Source organism: Curtobacterium sp. MCJR17_055 (genome assembly GCF_003224335.1).
In the GTDB taxonomy this organism is placed as follows: domain Bacteria; phylum Actinomycetota; class Actinomycetes; order Actinomycetales; family Microbacteriaceae; genus Curtobacterium.
Genome location: NZ_QKLF01000004.1, coordinates 57,775 through 80,299, shown reverse-complemented (window position 1 = coordinate 80,299; position 22,525 = coordinate 57,775). Strand labels below are relative to the sequence as shown.

General features: G+C 73.1%; 21 protein-coding genes. 16 read left to right on the top strand and 5 right to left on the bottom strand.

What is annotated here, in order from left to right:
* Positions 1-99: 99 nt before the first annotated feature.
* The 3 genes from DEJ16_RS10100 to DEJ16_RS10090 are packed head-to-tail and all read left to right on the top strand — an operon-like array spanning position 100 to position 3,030.
* Positions 100-1,170, top strand: coding sequence for a DUF2092 domain-containing protein (locus DEJ16_RS10100; RefSeq protein ID WP_110824754.1), 1,071 nt, complete (start codon positions 100-102; stop codon positions 1,168-1,170).
* The gene (locus DEJ16_RS10095) at positions 1,167-2,156 is read left to right on the top strand and encodes an ABC transporter ATP-binding protein (protein WP_110824755.1); all 990 of its coding nucleotides are present in this window, start codon (positions 1,167-1,169) and stop codon (positions 2,154-2,156) included. The genes DEJ16_RS10100 and DEJ16_RS10095 overlap by 4 nt, the downstream gene beginning before the upstream one ends.
* Complete coding sequence (locus DEJ16_RS10090) at positions 2,143-3,030, top strand: ABC transporter permease (protein WP_110824756.1); 888 nt, start codon at positions 2,143-2,145, stop codon at positions 3,028-3,030. Before DEJ16_RS10095 ends, DEJ16_RS10090 begins: the two co-directional genes overlap by 14 nt.
* 33 nt (positions 3,031-3,063) lie before the next feature.
* Here DEJ16_RS10090 and DEJ16_RS10085 read toward each other — a convergent pair whose 3' ends face one another.
* Together DEJ16_RS10085 and DEJ16_RS10080 are read right to left on the bottom strand one after the other, a co-directional pair.
* Positions 3,064-4,125, bottom strand: a complete 1,062-nt coding sequence (locus tag DEJ16_RS10085; RefSeq protein ID WP_110824757.1) for an NADP-dependent oxidoreductase — start codon at positions 4,123-4,125, stop codon at positions 3,064-3,066.
* Between the two features lie 156 nt (positions 4,126-4,281).
* A complete protein-coding gene (locus DEJ16_RS10080) occupies positions 4,282-5,193 on the bottom strand; it encodes a metallophosphoesterase (RefSeq protein WP_110824758.1) in 912 nt (303 codons plus the stop codon).
* 59 nt (positions 5,194-5,252) lie between these two features.
* Between DEJ16_RS10080 and DEJ16_RS10075 the strand changes: the two genes are divergently transcribed.
* Positions 5,253-6,251: a low specificity L-threonine aldolase gene (locus DEJ16_RS10075; protein ID WP_110824759.1), complete on the top strand. Its 999-nt coding sequence runs from the start codon at positions 5,253-5,255 to the stop codon at positions 6,249-6,251.
* 23 nt (positions 6,252-6,274) lie between these two features.
* On the opposite strand, the gene DEJ16_RS10070 is transcribed toward DEJ16_RS10075, so the two are convergent.
* Positions 6,275-7,483, bottom strand: a complete 1,209-nt coding sequence (locus DEJ16_RS10070) for an ROK family protein (protein WP_110824760.1) — start codon at positions 7,481-7,483, stop codon at positions 6,275-6,277.
* A 131-nt stretch (positions 7,484-7,614) separates the two neighbouring features.
* Here DEJ16_RS10070 and DEJ16_RS10065 point away from each other — a divergent pair, with 131 nt between their 5' ends.
* From DEJ16_RS10065 to DEJ16_RS10040, 6 genes are all read left to right on the top strand, one after another.
* On the top strand, positions 7,615-8,916 hold the full coding sequence (locus tag DEJ16_RS10065) for an ABC transporter substrate-binding protein (RefSeq protein ID WP_110824857.1): 1,302 nt from the start codon (positions 7,615-7,617) through the stop codon (positions 8,914-8,916).
* A gap of 11 nt (positions 8,917-8,927) precedes the next feature.
* Entirely contained in the window at positions 8,928-9,860 is a 933-nt protein-coding gene (locus DEJ16_RS10060; RefSeq protein WP_181419553.1) for a carbohydrate ABC transporter permease, read from the top strand.
* The gene (locus tag DEJ16_RS10055; protein ID WP_181419552.1) at positions 9,860-10,777 is read left to right on the top strand and encodes a carbohydrate ABC transporter permease; all 918 of its coding nucleotides are present in this window, start codon (positions 9,860-9,862) and stop codon (positions 10,775-10,777) included. Before DEJ16_RS10060 ends, DEJ16_RS10055 begins: the two co-directional genes overlap by 1 nt.
* Before the next feature lie 38 nt (positions 10,778-10,815).
* Positions 10,816-12,504: a glycoside hydrolase family 13 protein gene (locus DEJ16_RS10050; RefSeq protein ID WP_110824761.1), complete on the top strand. Its 1,689-nt coding sequence runs from the start codon at positions 10,816-10,818 to the stop codon at positions 12,502-12,504.
* Positions 12,505-12,681: 177 nt separating this feature from the next.
* A complete protein-coding gene (locus DEJ16_RS10045) occupies positions 12,682-13,581 on the top strand; it encodes an ABC transporter ATP-binding protein (protein ID WP_110824860.1) in 900 nt (299 codons plus the stop codon).
* Entirely contained in the window at positions 13,578-14,810 is a 1,233-nt protein-coding gene (locus DEJ16_RS10040) for an ABC transporter permease (protein WP_110824762.1), read from the top strand. Before DEJ16_RS10045 ends, DEJ16_RS10040 begins: the two co-directional genes overlap by 4 nt.
* 44 nt (positions 14,811-14,854) lie before the next feature.
* Here DEJ16_RS10040 and pnuC read toward each other — a convergent pair whose 3' ends face one another.
* Positions 14,855-15,520 (bottom strand): nicotinamide riboside transporter PnuC, encoded by a 666-nt coding sequence (gene pnuC, locus DEJ16_RS10035; protein ID WP_110824763.1) that lies wholly within the window; start codon positions 15,518-15,520, stop codon positions 14,855-14,857.
* Between the two features lie 313 nt (positions 15,521-15,833).
* Here pnuC and DEJ16_RS10030 point away from each other — a divergent pair, with 313 nt between their 5' ends.
* From DEJ16_RS10030 to DEJ16_RS10015, 4 genes are all read left to right on the top strand, one after another.
* Positions 15,834-16,382, top strand: a complete 549-nt coding sequence (locus DEJ16_RS10030) for an alternate-type signal peptide domain-containing protein (RefSeq protein ID WP_110824764.1) — start codon at positions 15,834-15,836, stop codon at positions 16,380-16,382.
* Positions 16,383-16,494: 112 nt separating this feature from the next.
* Positions 16,495-17,091 carry a TasA family protein gene (locus tag DEJ16_RS10025; protein WP_110824765.1) on the top strand — a complete coding sequence of 199 codons (597 nt, stop codon included), beginning with the start codon at positions 16,495-16,497 and terminating at the stop codon, positions 17,089-17,091.
* A complete protein-coding gene (locus tag DEJ16_RS10020) occupies positions 17,088-17,966 on the top strand; it encodes a hypothetical protein (protein ID WP_110824766.1) in 879 nt (292 codons plus the stop codon). Before DEJ16_RS10025 ends, DEJ16_RS10020 begins: the two co-directional genes overlap by 4 nt.
* Positions 17,963-18,658 carry a signal peptidase I gene (locus DEJ16_RS10015; RefSeq protein WP_110824861.1) on the top strand — a complete coding sequence of 232 codons (696 nt, stop codon included), beginning with the start codon at positions 17,963-17,965 and terminating at the stop codon, positions 18,656-18,658. The genes DEJ16_RS10020 and DEJ16_RS10015 overlap by 4 nt, the downstream gene beginning before the upstream one ends.
* On the opposite strand, the gene DEJ16_RS10010 is transcribed toward DEJ16_RS10015, so the two are convergent.
* Positions 18,625-20,175: a Mur ligase family protein gene (locus DEJ16_RS10010; RefSeq protein ID WP_258365915.1), complete on the bottom strand. Its 1,551-nt coding sequence runs from the start codon at positions 20,173-20,175 to the stop codon at positions 18,625-18,627. The two genes, DEJ16_RS10015 and DEJ16_RS10010, sit on opposite strands and share 34 nt — an antisense overlap.
* 232 nt (positions 20,176-20,407) lie before the next feature.
* On the opposite strand from DEJ16_RS10010, the gene DEJ16_RS15975 reads away from it, so the two are divergent.
* Positions 20,408-20,935: a hypothetical protein gene (locus DEJ16_RS15975; protein ID WP_258365914.1), complete on the top strand. Its 528-nt coding sequence runs from the start codon at positions 20,408-20,410 to the stop codon at positions 20,933-20,935.
* 42 nt (positions 20,936-20,977) lie between these two features.
* Positions 20,978-22,510, top strand: a complete 1,533-nt coding sequence (locus DEJ16_RS10000; protein ID WP_258365913.1) for a cryptochrome/photolyase family protein — start codon at positions 20,978-20,980, stop codon at positions 22,508-22,510.
* Positions 22,511-22,525 lie beyond the last annotated feature (15 nt).

Here is a 22,525-nt window from a genome sequence, read left to right as displayed (position 1 = left end):
ACCTGGCCGGAGCACAGCGTTCTGTCGGTTGTCGGACGTACCGTGCACCCGACTCCGATGCACCACCGCGGGTCCGATGCTCGACCGAGGGGAACCCCCATGAAGAAGTCCGTCTGGCTGCCGGCACTGATCGCGCCCGTCGTCGTCGCCGGGGCCGTCGCCGCTCCCGCGCTGGCGAACGCCGCCGCTCCTCCCGTCGCCGGGGAGCACCCGACCGCCGCCGCGGTCATCGCGAGCATCGCCGGCTCCTCGGACGCGCAGTACTCGGGCAAGCTGGCGCAGACGAGCGACCTCGGGCTCCCGGAACTGCCCACCGGCTCCGGCGGCTCCTCGCTCGAGGGGGACGCCTCGGACGCACTCGGTCTGCTCACCGCTCCGCACACCGCCCGCGTCTACGTCGACGGAGCGACGAAGCAGCGGGTGCAGGTCACCGAACAGCTCGCCGAGCGGGACGTCATCCGCAACGGCAGCACCGTGTGGACGTGGGACTCCGAGGAGCGCGCCGCGACGAAGGTCACGCTCCCGAGCCGCTCCGCGGAGACGCCCGGGTACGGCACCACCACACCGGGTGACGTGGCCGAGCGCGCGATCGACGCCATCACCCCGACCACGGAGGTCTCGAAGCCGGTGGCGACCTCGGTCGCCGGTCACGACGCCTGGCTCCTCACGCTCACCCCGAAGTCCTCCGACACCCTCGTCGGCACGGTGCAGCTCGCCGTCGACCAGCAGACGGGGCTGCCGCTGCGCGCGTCGGTCACCGCCGCGGGGAAGGACGACCCCGCGTTCCAGGTCGGCTTCACGAGCCTGTCGTACGGCGCGCCGGCGGCACGGCTGTTCGCGTTCACGCCGCCGAGCGGTGCGGACGTGACCACGAAGGACCTCTCCGACGCCGATCCGGGTACGCACGGGAACGGCTCCGGGCACGGTGTGGCCGACCACGGCGCCACGGTCACCGGCAGCGGGTGGGACACGGTGGTGGCCCTGCCCGCCGGCACCGCCGACAGCACCGGTCTCGGGTCGGAGGCGTCCGGGCTCCTCGACCAGCTCACGACGGCGGTCGACGGCGGTCGCGCCCTGCAGACCTCGCTCGTCTCGGTGTACCTGGCCGACGACGGCCGTGTCCTCGCGGGCGCGGTGCCGGTCGCGACGCTGGTCGCCGCCGCGAAGTGACGACGGGGACGGACACCGCGGCCGCACCCCGGGACACCACGGACACCGCAGCCGGGCTCGCCATCCGGACGGTCGGCCTCCGCAAGGTCTTCCGGAAGCAGCGGGCCGTGGACGGCATCGACCTCGCGGTGCCCCGCGGCTCGGTGTTCGGGTTCCTCGGGCCGAACGGCAGCGGCAAGACCACCACGATCCGGATGCTCCTGGGGCTGTCGACCGCCACGAGCGGGAGGATCGAGGTGCTCGGCGAACCGATGCCGCGCGGGCTGCACTCGGTGCTCCCCCGGGTCGGCGCCCTGGTCGAGGGTCCGGCCTTCTACCCCTACCTGTCCGGCCGGGCGAACCTGTCCCGCTTCGACGCCGCCGATCCGACCTCCGACCCGCGGACGCGGCGGGAGCGGGTCGCGAGCGCACTCGACCGGGTCGGGTTGAGCCACGCCGCCGACAAGAAGGCGCACGCGTACTCGCTCGGGATGAAGCAGCGCCTGGGCTTGGCGAACGCGCTGCTGTCCCCGCGCGACCTCCTCGTGCTCGACGAGCCGACGAACGGCCTGGACCCGCAGGGGACCCGGGAGGTCCGCCACCTCATCCGGTCCTTGGCGGACGACGGCACGACGGTGTTCGTGTCGAGTCACCTGCTGGCCGAGATCGAGCAGGTCTGCACGCACGCGGCCGTGATGCGCACCGGCTCGATCGTCGCGCAGGGCCCGCTCGACGAGCTGCGAGCCCGCGGCGCCCGGACCGTCACGGTCCGGACCCCCGACATCGGGCAGGCCGGTGTCGTCCTCTCCCGCCTCGGACTCGCGCCCCGGCGGGAGGGCGGGTCCGACGTCCTGGTCGCCGACCTCACCACCGACGTCGAGCCGGAGACGATCACCGCCGAACTCGTCCGCGCCGAGGTCCGGGTGCGCGGCATCGCGGTCGGCGGCGGCACCCTCGAGGACCTGTTCGTCGCACTCACCGGAGAGGGATTCGATGTCGCAGGGTGACACCGTGGACACGACGACACGACCCGCTGGTGCCCGGTCCGCTCCGGGCGCTGCGCGGCGGACCCGCACGTTCGCCCTGCTCGGGTCCGAACTCGCGCTCGTCTTCCGTCGGCGTCGGACCTGGGCGATGCTCGGGGCACTCGCCCTCGTGCCGATCCTCATCGCCGTCGCGGTCCGGCTCACCACCGACGGCGACGACGGTGGCCCGGCGTTCCTCGGCGACATCACGAACAACGGCCTGTTCGTGTCCTTCACGGCGCTGACGGTGTCGATCCCGCTCTTCCTGCCCCTCACGGTCGGGGTGGTCGCCGGCGACACCGTCGCCGGCGAGGCCAGCCACGGCACGCTGCGCTACCTGCTCGTCGCCCCGACCGGGCGGGTGCGGTTCATCGTCGTGAAGACGATCGGCGCGGTCGCGTTCTGTCTCGCCGCCACCCTGCTCGTCGTCCTCGTCGGGGCGGCGATCGGTGCGGCGCTGTTCCCGGTCGGTCCGGTGACGCTGCTCTCCGGTACGCAGGTCGACGGCTGGTCGTACGCGGGCCGTGCGGTCCTGCTCGCGCTCTACGTGACGCTGTCGATGCTCGGCCTGGTGGCGATCGGTCTGTTCGCGTCGACGCTGACCAACGTCCCGGTCGGGGCGATGGCCGCGACGGTCGTGCTGGCCGGGGCATCGCAGGTGCTCGACCAGCTCCCGCAGCTCGACTGGCTGCACCCGTTCCTGTTCTCGCACCTCTGGCTCGGGTTCGGCGACCTGCTGCGGGACCCGATCTCGTTCGACTCGTTCGGCAGCAACGCGGTCCTGCAGCTCGGGTACCTGGTCGTCTTCGGCGCGCTGGCGTACGGCCGGTTCGCCAGCAAGGACGTCCTCAGCTAGGTCCGGCCGGGCGCCAGCGCTGCGCCGCCGCCGTCAGTCGGCGCCGCGGGACGCCGGGGAACCGCTCTCGAGCGTGCCCTCGGCCTTCTCGTGCGCGTACACGTCGCGGAGGTCACGCGCCTTCTCGGACCGGTACCAGTCCTGCCGGGCCCCGGTCTCGACGGGCTGCATGCCCACGACGACCTTGCCGCGGGAGTGCATCTCCGCCAGGTCCTCGTACGCCTCGACGATGTACTCGAACGGGTAGAACCCGGAGATGAGGACCTGCACACGGCGGTCCTCGACGGCCTTCACGAGGTACGTGATGAGCTCGCGCGCCTCCGGGTCGGACGCCGGGGCCCGGAGGAACCGGAGTTCGGCGTCCCGCCGGTCGTCCGACGACACGAAGCGCTTCTCGTCCACGCCGAGCCGGACGGCGAGCTCGCGCGCGGACTCGTCGCCGTGGTTGTCGATGAAGGCGGTGACGGGCCGGCCCTTCGCGATCTCGGTGATCCGGGCCTCCTCACCGTCCCCGTAGGCGACGGGCAGGATGCCGATCTGGCGGAGGTAGTCGTGGTTGCGCGGGCTGCCGAGTCCGATGACCGTCGCACCGGCGTCGCGGGCGAGCTGGCACTGGATGTGACCGACGCCGCCGGCGGCCGCGCTGATGACGACGGTGTCGTCGGGTCCGAGTCGGAGCTTCCGGACGACGTCGACGGCGGTGCAGCCCGCCAGGTACAGCCCGCCGGCGACCTCCCACCCGACGTGGGTCGGCTTGATGACGACGGCGTCGCGGGGCACGACCACCCAGGTGGCGTGCGAGCCGCCCTCGGGCGCGTGCCCCATGACCTCGTCGCCCACGCGGAGGTCCTTCACCCCGTCGCCGCGCGCGCGCACGATGCCGGCGAGGTCGACTCCCTGCCGTGCCGGGAAGTCGACGTGGACGTGGTCCTGGAGCTTGCCCTCGCGGAGGAACCGCTCGATGTGGTTGAGGCCCGCCGCGATCACCTCGACGAGGACCTCGCCGGGGCCGGGCGTGGGGCGTTCCTGCGGCACGACCTCGACCACGTCGAATTCGCCGTACCGCTCGTACTGGACTGCGCTACCGGTTCGCATGTCATCCTCCTCGGGACGTCGTGCGTCCGTCCTACTCGCCGCACCCCGGTCGGTGCGCGGGGATGAGGGGTACTCGCAGGGACGGGTCGGACGGGAGGCCCGGGGCGGCCCGGAGCGCGCCTCCCGTCCGGTCCGGCGACCGGGGGAGGACGCCGGTCAGGACGGACCGAAGGCCGCCGCGATGCGGGCAGCGGTGTCGGCGTCGAGGTGCAGCGCCCGCTGGTCGGCGTCCGGACGCGGCACGCGGACCGGCGTCGACCAGAGCGAACCGTCCTCGGCGAGGTCGACGACGAGGGCGCCGGTGCCGACGAGGGCGGTCTCCTCGTCGTACCGACCGGTGACGTCGGCGTCGTTCGCGACCCCGGGCGCGACGAGGACGGGGACGCCGCCGGTCGAGCCGGCGAAGTGGTGGTGGTAGTGGCCGGCGAGCACGACCCGGACGTCGGTCCCCCGCAGCACCGCGGCGAGGTCACCGGGGTTGCGGAGCTTCAGCGCGTCGTGCAGCGACGTCGGTGCGGTCAGTGGCGGGTGGTGCAGGACGACGACCGACCCGTGCGCTGCCGGCTCGGCGAGGGCGGCCCGCAGGTGCTCGGTCGCGGTCGCGGACAGCTCGCCGTACCCGGCGCCCGGGACGCTCGTGTCGACGGTGACGATCCGCCGGCCCGCGACGACGGACCGCCCTCGGACCGGGACCGCGGGGTCGTGGTGCTCCATCGTGTGCATGAGCGGTCTCCCGCCCTCGCCGAGGACGTGCCCGTCGAACAGCACCCGTCGGAAGCCGTCGCGCTGGTCGTGGTTGCCGGGGACCGTCACGAACGCCGCGCCGTGCCGCTCGGCCCAGCCGCCGACCAGGTCGCGGACCGTCGCGTACGACTCCGGCGACCCGTCCTCGGACACGTCGCCGGAGACGACGACCAGCCCCACGCCGTCGAGGCCGTCCAGGTGGTCGAGCAGGGCGCCCAGCGCCGCCGTGGTGTCGACGGTGCCCTGGTGCAGCGCGCCGTCCCCGGTCACGTGCGTGTCCGACAGGTGCAGGATGCGGAGTGTTCCGGGAGCGGGAGGCTGCATGTCGCACACCGTAGCCGGGCCGGACGACCGGGGTGCGTCGCCGGGGGTACCGTTGTCCGGTGATCGACCTGCGCTCCGACACCGTGACCCGTCCGACCCCGGCGATGCGCCGCGCCATGGTGGACGCCGAGGTCGGTGACGACGTGTTCGGCGAGGACCCCGAGACCACCGCGCTCGAGCAGGAGGTCGCCGCGCTCCTCGGTCACGAAGCCGGGCTCTTCACCCCGTCCGGCTCGATGGCGAACCAGCTCGGGCTCCGCCTGCTCGTCGGCCCCGGCGAGGAACTGCTCGCCGACGTGCAGGCCCACGTCGTCCGCGCCGAGCTCGGCGCGGCGGCCGTGTTCTCCGGCATCACCACACGGACGTGGGCGTCCGACCGCGGCCGCCTGGTGGCCGACGCGGTGCGCGCGATCGCGGAGCCGAACGCCGGCGCCTACTCGGTGTCGACGACGGCGATCGCGGTCGAGAACACGCACAACTTCGGCGGCGGCACCGTGCAGCCCGTGGCCGAGGTCCGCGCCGTGCAGGAGTTCGCCCGCGAGCACGGCATCGGCCTGCACCTGGACGGTGCCCGGTTGTGGAACGCCCACGTGGCGTCGGGCACCCCGTTCCCCGACCTGGCGAGCGGGTTCGACACGGTGTCCGTGTGCATGTCGAAGGGCCTCGGTGCGCCCGTCGGGTCCGTGCTCGTCGGATCGGCCGACCGGATCGCGGCCGCGCGGATCTGGCGGAAGCGCTACGGCGGGGGCATGCGGCAGACGGGCATCCTCGCCGCCGGCGCACGGTACGCCCTGCACGAGCACGTCGACCGCCTGGCCGAGGACCACGCGAACGCCCGGGTGCTCGCAGCGGCGCTCGACGTCGACCCGGAGTCGGTGGACACGAACATCGTCTTCGCGCAGGTGTCCGACCCCGACACGTTCGTCGCCGCCGCCGAGGCCGCTGGCGTCCGGGTGATGCGGCTCGGGCGGACGACGGTGCGCCTCGTCACCCACCTGGACGTGTCCGCGGAGGACGCCGCGCGGGCCGCCGAGGTGCTCGCCGCACTCCCCCGCTGACGTCGGAGCCGGCCCAGCACCCGTCAGCCGACGGCCGCCGCCGCCGCGGGTGCCGTCCGCAGGTCGAACGACAGCGGATCCGCGCGGACCGTGTCGAGCGCGAGCGCGACGGCACCCGTCACGACGACGTCCGCCCCCAGCGTCGAGGCCACGATCTCCGGCACCGGGTCGAACCGCCCGCTGCCGAGCACGGCCGAAGCGTGGTCGATGACGGCACCGGCGTGCCCCGCGATCGCCCCCGCGACGACCACCCGGTCGATGTCGAGCAGGCTCGCGAGCAGGACGCACACCCGGGCGAGCAGGTCCCCGAGCTGATCCACGACCTCGAGCGCGACGGGGTCGCCGTCGTCCGCGGCGCGGAAGACGGCGGCCGCGTCGAGGCCCTCGCGGGCGACGGCACGGCCGAGCGGGCTGTCCGGGTCGACCCGGCCGGCGTCGACCGCCGCGGTCACCGCGGTGCGCGCCGCCGCGCCGAGTCCGTCCGACGACCCGACACCGACGACGAGTCCGAGTGCGCGCAGCTCGCCCGCGCCGCCCCGTGCACCGCGGAGCAGCACGCCGTCGACGACGAGGCCGGCGCCGAACCGCTCCCCCGCGAGCAGTGCGGCGAAGGACGCCTCCGGCGCGGACGGCCGTTCGGCGATGGCCGCCAGGTTCGCGTCGTTCTCGACGACGACGCGGGCTCCGGGGGCGACCGCGTCGAAGCCGGGGTTCATGCTGACCCAGAAGCCGCCGTCGTCCGGTGAGACACCGCGGGCGTCGACGGGTGCGGGGACCCCGACGGTGGTCACGAGGACCCGGTCAGCGTCCGTCCCGGCTGCGGCGAGCGCGGCGGCGACGGTGGTCGCGACCGCGTCGAGGCGGAACCCGACGTCGAGCCCCCGCGTGCCGAGGTCGGTCTCCGCACGCGCGAGCACGGCACCGCGCAGGTCGGCGACGAACGCAGCGACCCGGTGCTGTCCGGCGTCGACGCCGACGACGCACCCCGCGGTCGGGTCGAGTTCGTAGCGCCGTGCGGGTCGACCGATGCGGTACTCGCCGGCGGTGCGCGCGTCGTCCAGCTCCGTCAGCCAGCCGCGTGCGACGAGGTCCTCGCACGCCGCGAGCACGGTGGAGCGGGTCAGTCCGGTCGACTCCATCGCCTCGGTCGCAGTGAAGGCGCCGACGTCGAGTGCGTGGTCGAGGACGGTCTCCGCACTGGAGGCACGGGGCGACGCTCGACGCTGCGGCATGTGGCGAGACTACCGCGGCACGATCAGCTTGTGCGAGTAGATTTTGTTCGTATATTTAGTCGGGCGGGCTGCATCGGAGCAGCGCGCACACCGGGACGGCGACGGTGCCGGTCCCGGCGAACGGAGACGACGTGCAACCACGCGCCACACGAGCCGGCAGCGCATCCGCGCTGAGCCGGCGGTCGTTCCTGCTCGGGGCGGGCGGCATCGCCAGCGGCCTCGCACTCGCGGGCTGTGCACCGGTCGGGTCGACCGGCTCACGGCCGGAGACGATCAGCTTCTACGTGTCCAAGCCCGAGGTCATCGGGTACTTCGACGACCTCATCGCGCAGTTCCACCAGGCGCAGTCACGGATCCGGGTGGTCCGGGACTCGACGTCGAGCATGTCGGCGAACTTCGTGCGGAACAGCCCGCCGGACCTCGGCTGCTGGAACTACAACTTCTCCGTCGTGCCCTTCGTGGAGCACGGCGCACTCACCGACCTCTCGGACCTGCCCGAGGCCGCGACGATCAACCCCGACCTGTGGCCCCTCATGGAGCAGACCGCCGACTACCCGGGCCGCAGGAGCGCGCTGCCGTACTCCGTGACCGCCGCGTCGGTGATCTACGACCGCGCCCTGTTCGCCGAGCGGGGGCTCGACGTCCCGACGACGTGGTCCGAGTTCGCCGCCGTGTGCCGCCGGCTGCAGGAGGCGGGCATCGCACCGGTGTACGGCACGTTCAAGGACAACTGGACGATCGCGCAGGGCATGTTCGACTACAGCATCGGCGGGATGATCGACACCCCGGCGACGTTCGCGGCCCTCCGCGCGGCCGGCACCCGTGTCGGCACGGGATCCGCGCCGTCGTTCGCGGAGGACTTCGCGGCCCCGATGGAACGCATGGCGCAGCTGCGCGAGTGGCACCAGCCCGGTGCGGTCAGCCGCGGGTACGGGGACGGCAACCTGGCCTTCGCGCAGGGGAAGGCCGCGATGTACCTGCAGGGGCCGTGGGCGCTCGGCGAGATCGCCAAGACCACGCCCGACATGGACCTCGGGACGTTCCCGCTGCCCGTGACCGAGGACCCCGCCGACCGGAAGGTGCGGGTCAACGTCGACCTGGCGCTCTGGATCCCTGAGGCCTCGCGCAAGCAGGAGGCGGCGCGGGAGTTCCTGTCGTTCCTCATGACCCCGGCCGTGAACGACCGGTACAACGCGGACAACAACGGGTTCGGGGTCCGGCGAGACGCCCCGCCCGCGTCGAACCCCGCCCTGCGCGGCATGCAGTCGTACTACGACGACGCCGCCTTCTACCTCGGCGCCTCGCAGCTCATCCCCGCCGAGATCCCCGTCGCGAACTACGCGCAGTCGATCGCGTTCGGCGGCGACCCGCAGCGACAACTCCGCACCCTCGACTCCGACTGGGCGCGCCTGGCGCTCCGCTCGGCCGCGTGAAGGAGACGACCATGACCCTCACCACCAAGGCGGACGGCGGCCGCACGCACGGCCGGACCACGAGCCTCCCGGCCGGACGCCGGAGGCGACCGCGGATCGACCCGCTGTTCCTCGCGTTCCTGCTGCCCACCCTCGTCCTGTTCACGCTCGCCATCACGCTCCCCGCCGTGATGGGCATCGTGCTGAGCTTCACGAACTCCGTCGGGTTCGGCGAGTTCCGGTTCATCGGCTTGACGAACTACGTGGCGGTGTTCTCCGACCCGGCGATCCTGCAGGCGTACCTGTTCACGATCGGCTTCTCGCTCGTGACCGTGCTCGTCGTGAACGCCGTCGCGTTCCTGCTCGCGATCGCCCTGACCGCGAAGGTGCGCGGCAAGATCGCGCTGCGGGCGGTGTTCGTGCTGCCGATGGTGATCTCCGGCATCGTCATCGCCTACGTGTTCTCGTTCCTGTTCGCGAACAGCCTGCCGGCGCTCGCAACCACGCTCGGGATCACGCCGCTCGAGCAGAGCATCCTGGCGGACCCGGACCTGGCGTGGATCGCGATCGTCGTGGTCACCGCGTGGCAGGCGATCCCGTCGACCCTGCTCATCTACATCGCCGGTGTGCTGTCGATCCCGGGCGAGGTGTACGAGGCGGCGTCGCTCGACGGTGCCGGTGGGTGGCGCCAGCTGCTCTCGATCACCGTGCCGCTGACGGCCGGGTACATCCTCATCAACCTCGTCATCGGGTTCAAGAACTTCCTGAACTCGTACGACATCATCGTCGGGCTCACCGACGGTGGCCCCGGCACCTCGACGACCAGCGTCGCGATGTCGATCTTCAAGGGCTTCAACGGTGGCGACTACGCCTACCAGATGGCCAACGCGACGATCTTCTTCGTGATCGCCGTCGTGATCGCCGTGATCCAGCTGCGGGCCACCCGCGGGAAGGCAGCGCTCTGATGTCCCTGCAAGCACCCCTGCGACCGGGGACGACGGCGACCGGCAGCATCCGGTCGGTGGACGCCGACCGGACCACCGGCAGCCGCGGCGCCGGCCGGCGCGAGCGTGCCAACTGGCCGGTCACGATCGTCCTCGTCCTCTGCGCGCTGTCCGTGCTCGTCCCGCTCTACGTCACGCTGACGATGGCGTTCAAGACCACCGGACAGGCGGTCGACGGCAACGCCTTCTCGCTCCCGGCACCGTTCAGCGTCGACGGGTTCGTGCAGGCGTGGGAGCTCACGGACTTCCCGCGGGCCTTCGGCATCTCCGTGCTCGTCGCGGCGATCACCGTCGCCGGCACGATCCTGCTCGCCTCGTTCACCGCGTACGCCATCGCCCGGAAGTGGGACCGTCGGTTGTTCCGCTGGTCGTTCTTCTACCTGCTCGCCGCGATGTTCCTGCCGTTCCCGGTGCTCGCCCTGTCGCAGGTGAAGCTCACCGGTCTGGTCGGGCTCGACAACCCCGTCGGCGTCGCGATCCTGCACGTCATGTTCCAGCTGTCCTTCAGCGTGCTGCTCTTCACCGCCTTCCTGCGCTCGATCCCGGCCGAGCTGGAGGAGAGTGCCCGCATCGACGGTGCGAGCACGGGGCAGGTGTTCTGGCGACTCGTGTTCCCGCTGCTGGCACCGATGAGCGCCACCGTCGGCATCTTCGCGTTCCTCGCGTCCTGGAACGACTTCGTGATGCCGTCGCTGATCACCTCCGACCCCGCGCTGCAGACCCTGCCGGTCCTACAGCAGATGTTCCAGACCCAGTTCAGCAACAACTACAACGTGTCGTTCGCCTCGTACCTGATGGCCATGGCCCCGGCGATCATCGTCTACCTCATCACGCAGCGGTGGGTCATGGCCGGCGTGACCCAGGGCGCCATCAAGTGACCGACACCCGCCCGACCCCGACCGAAGGAAGCAACCCCATGACCGACGTGCTCGACCCGGCCGTCCAGCCGACGACCCCCGCGACCGACGAGACCTGGTGGCGGCAGGCGAGCGTCTACCAGATCTACCCCCGGTCCTTCGCGGACGCGGACGGTGACGGCATCGGCGACCTCCGCGGGGTCACCGACCGGGTGCCGTACCTGGCGTCCCTCGGCGTCGAGGCCGTCTGGCTCAGCCCCTTCTACCCGTCCGCCCTCGCCGACGGCGGCTACGACGTGGACGACTACCGGGACGTCGACCCGCGGCTCGGGACGCTCGACGACTTCGACGACATGGTCGCGGCGCTGCACGGTGCCGGCATCCGGGTGATCGTCGACGTCGTCCCGAACCACACGAGCGACCGGCACGAGTGGTTCCGCGAGGCGCTCGCGTCCCCGAAGGGCTCCCCCGCCCGGGCACGGTACGTGTTCCGCGACGGCTCCGGCCCGTCCGGCGCGGACGCCCCCGCCGACTGGGTGTCGATCTTCGGCGGCCCGGCGTGGACCCCTGTCGGGGACGGCCAGTGGTACCTGCACAGCTTCGCGAAGGAGCAGCCGGACCTGGACTGGACGAACCGGGAGGTCCGCGACGACTTCCTCCGGACCCTGCGCTTCTGGTCGGACCGCGGGGTCGACGGGTTCCGCATCGACGTCGCCCACGGACTGGCGAAGGACCTGCCCGCGGGTGACCTGCCGACCTGGGCCGAGGTCACCGCGATGCCGAAGGACGGCACGCACCCGCTCTGGGACCGCGACGAGGTGCACGAGATCTACGCCGAGTGGCGCCGGGTGTTCGAGGAGTACACCCCCGCCCGGACCGCGGTCGCCGAGGCCTGGGTGCCGGCGGACCGGCGTGCCCGCTACGCCAGCGCCGAGGGGCTCGGTCAGGCCTTCAACTTCGACCTGCTCGAGGCGGACTTCGACGCCGGGCAGTTCCGGTCGGTCATCGAGTTCAACCTCGGCCTGGCGGAGCAGTCCGGGTCCTCGACGACGTGGGTGTTCTCGAACCACGACGTCGTCCGACACGCGACCCGGTACGCGCTGCCCCCGCGCAGCGGCGACGCCGCGCACGCCCCCTCCACCGACAAGCAGGGCAGCGGCTGGCTGCTCGCCGGCGGGTCACAGGACGACCTGGACCGGGGCCTCGGCCTGCGTCGTGCCCGCGCCGCGACGCTCCTCGAGCTCGCGCTCCCCGGCTCCGCGTACCTGTACCAGGGCGAGGAACTCGGCCTGCACGAGGTCGGCGACGTCCCGGACGCCGACCGCCAGGACCCCGCGTACTTCCGCAACCCCGGCGTCGACGTGGGCCGCGACGGCTGCCGGGTGCCGATCCCGTGGACGCGGACGGGCGAGAGCTTCGGGTTCGGGCCCGGCGGCGCCCACCTGCCGCAGCCGGCCTGGTTCGCGGAGTCGAGCGTCGAGGCCGAGGACGCCGACCCCGACTCCACCCTGAACCTGTACCGCGCGGCGCTCCGGCTGCGCCGCGAGCTGCAGGCCGCGGAGCACCTCGAGTGGGTCGAGACCGGACGCGACGACGTCCTGGCGTTCCGCCGCCCGAACGGGTGGACGAGCGTCACGGTCTTCGGCGAGGAGCCGTTCCGGCTGCCCGAGGGCGAGCTGCTGCTCGCCAGCGCGCCGTTGACGGACGGTGTGCTGGCGGGCGTCGGGACCGCCTGGCTGCGTCCCTGACGGGACGGCACGACCGGACCGGGAGACGGACGGGAGGCCCGGTGCGCGTCGCGTGCCGGGCCTCCCGTCCGTCCTGGGTCGCCCCGACGCCCGGACCCGTCAGACGGGCTCGGTAGGGTCGGCACGTCGAGAGGAGGCCGCGTGGCCGGAGCAGCCGTCACCGTGCGTGACTTCGTCATGCGGTTCGGGGACAGGACCGTGGTCGACGGTCTCACCTTCGACATCGCTCCCGGCGAGACGTTCGGGCTGCTCGGCAGCAACGGCTCGGGCAAGACCACGACGATCCGCGCCCTCCTCGGCATCACGGCTCCCACCTCCGGCACACTGACCATCGACGGCGGGGCGTACCGACCGGCCACCGGCGGCATCGGGTACCTGCCCGAGGAGCGTGGGCTCTACCGCAAGGAGACCGTCATCGACGTGATGACGTACTTCGCAGCGCTCCGCGGCATGCCCAGGGGTCCGGCGACGCGGTGGTCGACCGAGTACCTGGAGCGCGTCGGGCTCGCGGACAAGGCGAAGGTCCGGATCGACAAGCTCTCCGGCGGCCAGCAGCAGAAGGTGCAGCTCGGCATCACGATCATGGACCGCCCGCGACTGCTCATCCTCGACGAGCCGACGAAGGGTCTCGACCCGGTGAACCGACGGCTGCTGCTCGACCTCGTGGCCGAGCGGAAGGCCGACGGCGCGACCGTCGTCCTCGTCACGCACCAGATGGACGAGGTCGAACGGCTCTGCGACCGGATCCTCCTCCTCAAGGACGGCGTCGCCGCCGCGTACGGCACCATCCCCGAGGTGCAGGACGCGTTCGGCGGCGCGATCGCGCAGGTCGGGCTGACCGGCTCCGTGCCCGCGTCGGACCTGTACCGACTCGCCCGGCACGAGGGGCACGTCGCCCACCTGGTGCCCACCGCGGCCTCGGCCCGCGACGGGTCCGACATCCTCGCCGAGCTCGTCGGGGCCGGCGTGCACGTCACCGCGTTCGCGATGCGCCGCATCCCCCTCGAGGAGATCTTCGTGCAGCTGTACGGCCACGACGCGGCGACCGACGCCGCCCCGGTCGGAGCAGCACGGTGAGCCGCCTCGGCACCGTCGTCCGGTTCGAGTTCGTGCGGGCGGTGAAGAAGCCCGCGTTCTGGATCGGCACGCTCGCGCTCCCCCTCGTCGTCATCGTCGTCTCGCTGCTCGTCGGCATCGGGCAGGCGGCCGGCACCGACTCGGCGGTCTCGAGCGGCTCCGCGGCGAGGACGCCCTTCCACTACGTCGACCACTCCGGACTGGTCTCGGAACCGATCGCCGCGAGGTGGGGCGGGTCGCCGTCCGAGGACCCGGCGGCCGACCGCGCGGCGGTGCGGACCGGACACCTCGACGCCTTCATCGAGTTCCCCGCGAAGCCGTCCACGTCCCCGGTCACCGTCCTCGGGGCCGACCGCGGGCTGTTCGCGAACAACGGCTACTCGGCGCTCGCGCAACGGGTGCTCGAACAGAGCGTCGCCGCCGGGGTCGACGACGCTGAGGCCGTCCGCATCCTCCGGTCGCCACCGACCACCGACGTCACGACCTACGCCGACGGTCGTGTCGCGCCGGGCTGGCTGTCGGTCGTGCCGCCGCTGCTCTACGTCGCCGCGTTCTTCGGGCTCGTGGTCCTGCTCGCCGCCCGGATGGTGACCGTCGTGGTGGAGGAGAAGGAGAACCGGATCTCCGAGATGATCCTGACGACCGTCACGGCCGGCACGCTCATCCGCGGCAAGGTCCTCGCGATGCTCCTGGTCGGACTCGTGCAGGTCGGGGTGTTCCTGGTTCCGGGCCTGCTCTCGCTGGCCGTGGTCCTACCGCTCGTCGCGGGACGGGTCGGCGCCCTCGCGGTCGACCCGTGGCGGATGGTGGCCGGGGCGCTCCTCCTGGTCGGCGGGGTGCTGCTGGCGTCCGCACTGTTCGTCGCCGTCGGCGCGTCGGTCCCCACGATCAAGGACGCCTCCACGCTGCAGTCCGCGGCGCTCTTCGCGGTGATCATCCCGCTGTACGCCGCGTTCTTCGTCACGACGACCCCCGCGTCGCCGATCGCCGCGTTCTTCACGTACTTCCCGACGTTCACCCCGGTGACGGCGATGGTGCGGAACGCGGTCGGCTCGCTCTCCGTCCTCGAGACGGTGGTGTGCATCGTCGAGGTGTTCGTCGTCGCGGGTCTGCTGCTCTGGTTCGCCGAGTACCTGTTCCGGCACTCGGTCGCGCAGTACGGGTCGAAGGTGACGCTGCAGCAGATCGCCGGGTGGCGCCGGACGCGCACGCTGCCGCGCTCCCGCTGACGGGAGGCCCCAGGCGGGCGGGCAGCCAGTCGGCCGTCGGTGGGTCAGCCGACGGTGACCGGTGCCGCCGACGGCCTGCGGCGCTGCTGCATCCAGACGAAGAAGCCGGCCAGCGTGAACGCGCCGTAGACGACGTACATGAGGCCCGAGGCGTAGTACCCGGCCGAGAACAGCAGGGGCACGCCGACCAGGTCGACGGCCACCCAGATGAGCCAGAACTCCACCCACCCCTTCGCCATGCCGTAGGTGGCGAGGAGGGACCCGACGAAGATCCAGGCGTCGCTCCACACCGGCTCGTAGGACCCCAGGGCGCGGAAGACCGGGGTCAGCAGGGCCGTGCCGCCGACCAGGCCGACGACGAGGAGTGCGCGGGACCGCCAGGAGGCCCAGTGCGGCTCGAGCACGGTCGCGGTGTCGTCGGCCCGGTGGGTCCAGCGGTACCAGCCGTACACGCTGACCAGGATGAACATCACCTGCCGACCGGCCTGGCCGAGCAGGTTGACGGGGTTGGGCGTGTCGAAGAGCGCCCCCATGAAGACCGTGAAGAGGAGGGCGTTGCCGGCGATCCCGACGGGCCAGGCCCAGACCCGGCGTCGCATGCCGCCGAGGGCGCTGAGCAACCCGAACGCGTTGCCGATGACCTCGCGCCACAGCACCGTCTGGTCGCCGATGACGAGTTGTGCGTCGAACAACCACCGCACGAAGCCCATGTGACCCTCCTCGATCCGGTCGATGCAACTGCAAGGATCCGGTGTGCATTCCGGGGCCGACGCGCGCGGCAGGAGCTCCGCCCCCGAACTGGGGCCGATGCAAACGCATAGTGCCCTGTCCGCAGTATGGGGGACCGGGTAGGTTCGACCACAGGACGACCGAGCCCGAGTTTCCCTCACTCCTGGGCACCGGCCGTCCTCCGGCACCGGTCAGCCGCGCCCCCTGCACGCAGGGGTCGATGACAGCCGTCCCGTCGGGCTCTCCCGAAGTCCATGACGCCAACAGCGCTGCCCGCGCAGGAACGGAAGAACCATGCACAAGATCGTGACCGGCACCATCGCGAGCGCCGCCGGCGTCGCCCTCCTCCTCGGCGGAGCGGGTTCCTTCGCCCTGTGGAACGCGCAGGCCAGCAGTGCCGCGACCGGGGTGAGCTCCGGCACCTTCACCCTGACGGCGGACGACGACGGCTCCTGGACCGACATCACGAACGGGAGGTCCGCGTCCATCGACCCGACGCAGGTGCTCATGGTCCCGGGCAACACCTACCGCTTCACGCAGACCCTCGTGGTCGGCGCGACCGGCACGGACCTCCGCGCCCTCCTCACCTACGCGCCGCAGAGCATCACCGGCGACCAGGAGCTCATCGACGCGAGCACCCAGCACCTCGAGGTCACCTCGACGAGCACCGCGCTCCGCAGGACCTCCGACACGGCCTTCGAGGTCACGCCGTCCCAGGCCCGGTCGACCGTGCAGGTCGTCTTCACGATCAGCCTGCCCGAGTCCGCGACCACCGGCCAGGGCGGCACCGTGGACGTCGGCGCGCTCGCGTTCACGCTCACCCAGACCGCCATCGGTTCCTGACGCACCGACGCCGCCCGGGAACGGACGGCGACCCGGACACGGCGGACGGCGGGCCCCTCACCCGCCCGTCGTCCGTCGCACCACGAGGACCGCGACGTCCAGGGGGACGACCATGACGAGGACCACACCGACGACGGGACGCCACCGCGCGCCCCGTCGTCGGCGCTGGGTCTGGACCCTCGGGATCGCTCTCGCCGCCGCCGTGAGCGCTGCTGTCATGGGCAGTGGCAGCACCTACGCCCTGTGGAACAGCTCCGCCGAGACCGACGCGGTCACGATCCGGTCGGGCACGGCGACCCTCGCCGTCACGGCGATGCGCGTCACGGACGCGGCACCGCTCGCGCCGGGGACGAGCACGACGGGGACGTTCACCGTCCGGAACACCGGCACCGTCCCGCTCTCCATCCGGCTCGCGCTGACCGGGACGAAGGTGGCCTACGTCCCCTCCGTCCCCGACGCCGCCGTGCTCGACGAGCTCACCGTGCGTCTCGCCGCGGTCGCGCGGGCGTCCGACTGCCGGGCCGGGCTCGGCGGCTACAGTGCCCGCCCGACCGCGTTCGACACCGGGAGCGGCTACTACACGCTGCCGGTCGGGGTCACGGGCACGGCCTGCGTCGAGGTGGTCCTCGACGCGGACGCGCCGCAGACCGTCTCAGGTGCCGTCACCGACTTCACCCTGACGGTCACGGGGACGCAGGTGGCAGGGTGAACGGCCGCCTCCGGGTCCTGCTCGCCGTGGTGCTCGTCGCCGCGTTCGTCGGCGGTGGCTCCTCCGTCGCCTGGGCGCTGTGGACCGCGACCGGGACCACCGCGTCGAGCGTCACGAACGGCAAGGTGGTCGCGGGCATCACGGGCACCGAGGCCATCACGACCACCTTCACCTCCGCCGACCCGACCGCCACCCGCCCGGTCACCCTGCGGAACACCGGGAACATCGCGGGCACGACCGCGACGCGCGTCCTGGTCGCCGCCGGGTCGGTCGCCCTCGCCCAGGCCGTCGACGTCGTGGCGTGGCCCGTCCCGTCGGCCGACGGGTGCACCGCGACCGGGGACGTCGGCAGCGGTGCCGTCCGAGGGACCTGGGCCGCGCTCCCGAGCCTGGTGTCCCACCTCGGGCCGCGGGCCGATGCCGTGTGGTGCATCCGGTCGACTGTCCGGGCCGACGCACCCCCGCAGGCGACCACGGACGTGCACCTCGAACTGACGACGGCGAACGGGAGTTGGGTTTCCGCCACCGTGTCGGGCGGGCTGTACCTCAACACGGGCAACGGCCTCCCCGCGTTCACCTGCACGGACCACGACGGCAACTACGTCGACGTGGCCTGGGCCCGCGGTACCCGGCCGGACGCCACCTACTACGCCGCCTACGTGGGCGAGAAGCGGGTCGGCGCGTCCGACCAGGGCTACCACGGAACCCTCCAGATCGCTCCGGTGGACCTCCCGCCGGGCACCCCCGCCGGGCCCGTGACCGTGGACGTCCGCGTCCTCGACGACGCCGGGCAGCCGACCGACGACATCGCCGGTTCCGGGCCGGTGACCCTGTTCACGCAGCAGGACGGCCCCGCCATCCGGTGCGGCGCATGACCGCGATCAGCAGCGGCACCCGGGCCGGAGGCGCGACCCGGCCCCGCCACGCCGCCCGCCCCGCCGTCCGTCGTGTCCCGACCGGCTTCCCGGCACTCCTCCGCGCGGTCGGACTCGGTCTGAGCACCGGGCTGGTCCTGCTCGTGGCGGCGCTGGCCGTCGTGCTCGTCGTGCTCCCGAAGGCCACCGGCTCGGTGCCGCTCTCCGTCCTGACACAGTCGATGGAGCCGACCCTGCCGCCGGGGACGCTCGTCGTCGTCCGTCCGGTCGCACCCGAGGACATCCGGGTCGGGGACGTCGTCACCTACCAGCTCGTCTCCGGGCGGCCCGAGGTGGTCACGCACCGGGTCGTCGCGATCGGTGCGTCCTCGGACGGCTCCCGGACGTTCGTGTTCCGCGGCGACGCGAACGCCGAGGCCGACGCCGACCCCGTGATCCCGGCGCAGGTCCGCGGCTCAGTCTGGTACAGCGTGCCCGGGCTCGGCGCGGTCAACCAGGTGGTGAACGGGTCCCGGACGTGGCTGCTGCCGACGCTCGCCGGCCTGCTGCTCACCTACGGCGTCGTGATGATCACCATCGGCACGGTCTCCGCCGTGCGCCGCCGTCGGCGCCGGGCGGAACGTCGTCGGGCGGGCCGTGACCACGTCGCCCGCGACGGTCAGACGGCGGAGACGGCCTCCCGCGCCGGGTGACCGGCCTCTGCGAGTGCAGCCTGCGCGTCCCGGAAGGACGAGTACGGCACGTGCACGCCGCGGACGTCCCGGTAGTCGGTCAGCCCCGGACCGGCCCAGTACACGACACCGTCCTCCCCCACCGCGGCGAGGGCGTGGCGGATCGCCTGCGCCGGGTCCGCCAGTTCCACGACCGTGGCAGTCCCCCCGGACCGCCGGGCACCGTCGAGGACCGCGGCCCGGATGCCGTCCGGGTCCTCGAACCGCGGGTGGTGGTCCGCGACGACCACGAGGTCCGCCATCGTCGCCGCCACCGCACCCATCGGACCGCGCTTGCTCGGGTCGCGGTCGCCGTCCGCGCCGAGGACGATCGCCACGGGGCCGCTGGCGAACGCACGGATCGCCGCGAGGCTCTTCGCGAACGCGTCCGGGGTGTGCGCGAAGTCGACGAACACGCGCGGACCCGTCGCACTCGACGCATCGGCCATCCGCCCCGGCACGACGACGTCGAGCCCGCCGTCGACCGCCGCGACCAGGTCGTCCGCGGGGACACCGCCGGCGCGGAGCATCGCGACCGCCAACCCGACGTTCGCGGCCATGTGACGACCGAGCAACGGCACCTCGGTGCTCACGTGCACGCCCGGGCCGTCGATCCGGAAGCGGGTGCCGTCGGGGCGTTGTTCCAGGACCGTGACCCGCCAGTCCGCGGACGTGCCCGGGTCGCTCGTGACCGTCTCGACCGGGATCCCGCTCGCCCGGACGACGGCGCGACCGGCGGCCGAGTCGAGCGACACGACGCCGCGTCCGGCCCGGTCGGGCTGGAACAGCTGCACCTTCGCGCGGAGGTAGTCGTCCATGTCCACGTAGTCGTCGAGGTGGTCGTGGCTGAGGTTCGTGAACCCGGCGACGTCGAACCACACGCCGTCGACGCGGTGGCGCGTGAGCCCCTGTGCGCTGACCTCGACCGCGGCTCCGTCGACGCGGCGTTCACGGGCACGCGCGAGGAACGCGTGGAGTTCCGTGGCCTCCGGCGTCGTCAACCGGCTGGCGACGACCTCGTCGGCGATGCGGCGCTCTGCGGTGGAGGTCATGGCGGTGGTCCACCCGAGGCGCTGCATGACCGCGTCGAGGATCGACACGGTCGACGTCTTGCCGTTGGTCCCGGTGACACCGAACAGCGGGAACCCGAGGTCGGCGGTGCCCGACACCACCCGGGCGACCGCACCGAGGACCGCGCGCGGGTCCGGGACGACGACGGTCGGCAGCCCCGCGAGCGCAGCGTCACGCGCCCCGGCGTCGTCCGTGAGGACCGCGACCGCTCCGGCGGCACGGGCCGCGTCGACGTGCCGGGAGCCGTGGCCACGACGACCCGGCACCGCGACGAAGAGCCAGCCGGGCAGGAGGTCCGCGGTGGCGACCGCGGCGCCCGTGACGACGGTCCGTGCGGCTGCCCCGGTCAGCGGTCCCGCGCCGGCCGCCGCGGCGACGTCGGCGAGCGCGACCGGCCGGGAGCGCTGGGGGTCGAAGGCGTGCGGCACGGTGTCCTCCTCGGCAGGAGCGATGGTCGTCGGGGTCGACGAGCATCGGTGCGACGGACGTCGTGGTGGCGGTGGCCAGGGTGCCGACCGCCCGGTCGCGTCGTCGGTGACGCAGCTGCGGCGACAGGCCGGGATCGGACCGGACCACCAGTGAACCCCAGCGAACCGAGCGCGACCACAGCTGCTCGTACCCCGACCGCTCGACCATCCTGCCGCGTCTAGGCTCTGGCGGGTGAGGGACGGGGTGGAACGGGCGCGGGTGCTGCTCGCCGGGGCGGCGGACCGACTCGGTGCGGCCGGTACCCGGGACGAGGCGCTCGGGGAGTACGTCGAGCCGAAGCCGGTGCTCGGGATCCGACGTGACCCGACGATCCGCTCGCTCGGCCGGGTCTGGCGCGTCGGGGCGCTGCTGCTCGGCTCCTCGCCCGAGACGGCCGGGCGGGTGTGGTCGACCGGGTCCATCACCCGGGTCACCGAGGCCGGCCGCGCGCAGTTCGTGTCCGTGTCCGCCGAGGTCCGCCGTGCCTACCGGGCAGCCGCGGCGAAGGGGCACTTCGCCCCGGGCGACACCGTGAACCACGGCGCGACGCCGATCCCCCTCGACGACTCCCTGGTCGACGGCAACGGCACGCTGTTCGTCCGCGACGGCACCCCCCGGGTCCGCTGGTCGGCGACGGCGGGCACCGACGTGCCGCTCGCCGCCTACCTCGACGACCGCGTCGCCCTGCTCGTCGACCCACCCCGCGGCGCGACCGACTGAGCGGCGGTGTCGGTGTCGGGTGTCCCGCGTAGCGTCCCCGGCGTGACCGACACCCCGCGCCGCCGCCTGGTCCTGCCCGGACAGTACGGTCCCCTCTTCGACGACGGCGGGCGCACGGTGGTCGTCGAGGCGCGCGAGTTCCTGACCGCCCGCCCCGTCCGCCGGACGAAGGCGCACCTGTGGCTCAGCGCCCTGCGGCACCGCGTCCGGGACCTCGGCGACCGGGCCGAGCACGTCCAGGTGGAGCGACTCCGCGACGCCCTGGTCGGTCAGCACGCGCTCGAGGTGGTCGACCCGCCGTCGCGCGTCCTGCGCGGGGAGGTCCGGCAGCACGGCCACGACACCGTCGTGCTCCCGAGCCGCGGGTTCGTCACCGACGAGGACGACTTCGCCGCATGGGCAGCCGACCAGGGCGGACGTTTCGTCATGGAGACCCACTACGAGCGGGTCCGGCGCCGCGAGGGCTGGTTGATGCGGCACGACGCGCCCCTCGGCGGCGCGTTCAGCCTCGACGCGCAGAACCGGCAGCCACCGCCACGTGGGGCCACGACCCTCGGCCTGCCCGAGCCGTGGTCGCCGACCGAGGACGAGGTCGACGAGGAGGTCCGGGCCGACCTGGACCGCTGGGAGCGCGACGGACTCGTGCGCTTCGTCGGGCGTGACGACCGACGGCGGTTCGCGGTCACGGCCGACGAGGCGCAGGCCGCGCTCGACGACTTCGTCGCGGTCCGGCTCGGGGACTTCGGCCCGTACGAGGACGCCGTGCTGACGAACGACCGGACGATGGCGCACTCCCTGCTCAGCGTGCCGCTCAACCTCGGCGTGCTCGACCCGCGCGATGCCATCGGTGCGGCACTCCGGGCGCACGAGCAGGGTGCGGCCCCGCTGGCGAGCGTCGAGGGGTTCGTCCGCCAGATCGCCGGCTGGCGCGACTACGTCTGGCACCTGTACTGGTGGCTCGGGGACGACTACGGCAGCGACGCCGGAGCCCTCGGAGCGCGACCGTCCGCCCCGGAGCCGGAGCGCGCCGGGCGCGGGCCGGCCGTCGGAGCCGGAAGGGGCCTCCCGGCCTGGTGGCGGGAGCTGGACGCGACCGAGGTGGACGCGGTCTGTCTCACCGTCGCCCTCGACGACCTCCGCGACCACGGCTGGGTGCACCACATCCAACGGCTCATGGTCCTCGGCAACTGGGCGCTGCAGCGCGGCTACGACCCGGTCGCGCTGACCGGGTGGTTCACCGACGTGTTCGTCGACGGTACCGACTGGGTGATGCCGGCGAACGTCATCGGGATGTCCCAGCACGCCGACGGCGGGGTCGTGGCGACGAAGCCCTACGCCGCCGGCGGCCGCTACATCGACCGGATGACCGACCACTGCGGGGGCTGCCGGTTCGACCCGACCCGGCGTCTGGGCCCCGACGCGTGCCCGTTCACCGCCGGGTACTGGGCCTTCCTGGACCGCGCCGAGCCGGAGCTCCGCCGGAACCCGCGCATGCAGCGGCCGCTGCAGCAGATGCGCGCGATGCCGGACCGCGACCGGGTCGTCGCCCAGGAGGCCGCCCGCCGGATGCCCTGACGACCGCCACCGGAC

Bases quoted from the DNA above. Each gene is read 5' to 3' on its own strand.
- DEJ16_RS10100 (WP_110824754.1), top strand. From the start codon at position 100: ATGAAGAAGTCCGTCTGGCTGCCGGCACTGATCGCGCCCGTCGTCGTC.
- DEJ16_RS10090 (WP_110824756.1), top strand. From the start codon at position 2,143: ATGTCGCAGGGTGACACCGTGGACACGACGACACGACCCGCTGGTGCC.
- DEJ16_RS10085 (WP_110824757.1), bottom strand. From the start codon at position 4,125: ATGCGAACCGGTAGCGCAGTCCAGTACGAGCGGTACGGCGAATTCGAC.
- DEJ16_RS10080 (WP_110824758.1), bottom strand. From the start codon at position 5,193: ATGCAGCCTCCCGCTCCCGGAACACTCCGCATCCTGCACCTGTCGGAC.
- DEJ16_RS10070 (WP_110824760.1), bottom strand. From the start codon at position 7,483: ATGCCGCAGCGTCGAGCGTCGCCCCGTGCCTCCAGTGCGGAGACCGTC.
- DEJ16_RS10060 (WP_181419553.1), top strand. From the start codon at position 8,928: ATGACCCTCACCACCAAGGCGGACGGCGGCCGCACGCACGGCCGGACC.
- DEJ16_RS10055 (WP_181419552.1), top strand. From the start codon at position 9,860: ATGTCCCTGCAAGCACCCCTGCGACCGGGGACGACGGCGACCGGCAGC.
- DEJ16_RS10050 (WP_110824761.1), top strand. From the start codon at position 10,816: ATGACCGACGTGCTCGACCCGGCCGTCCAGCCGACGACCCCCGCGACC.
- DEJ16_RS10045 (WP_110824860.1), top strand. From the start codon at position 12,682: ATGCGGTTCGGGGACAGGACCGTGGTCGACGGTCTCACCTTCGACATC.
- pnuC (WP_110824763.1), bottom strand. From the start codon at position 15,520: ATGGGCTTCGTGCGGTGGTTGTTCGACGCACAACTCGTCATCGGCGAC.
- DEJ16_RS10030 (WP_110824764.1), top strand. From the start codon at position 15,834: ATGCACAAGATCGTGACCGGCACCATCGCGAGCGCCGCCGGCGTCGCC.
- DEJ16_RS10025 (WP_110824765.1), top strand. From the start codon at position 16,495: ATGACGAGGACCACACCGACGACGGGACGCCACCGCGCGCCCCGTCGT.
- DEJ16_RS10015 (WP_110824861.1), top strand. From the start codon at position 17,963: ATGACCGCGATCAGCAGCGGCACCCGGGCCGGAGGCGCGACCCGGCCC.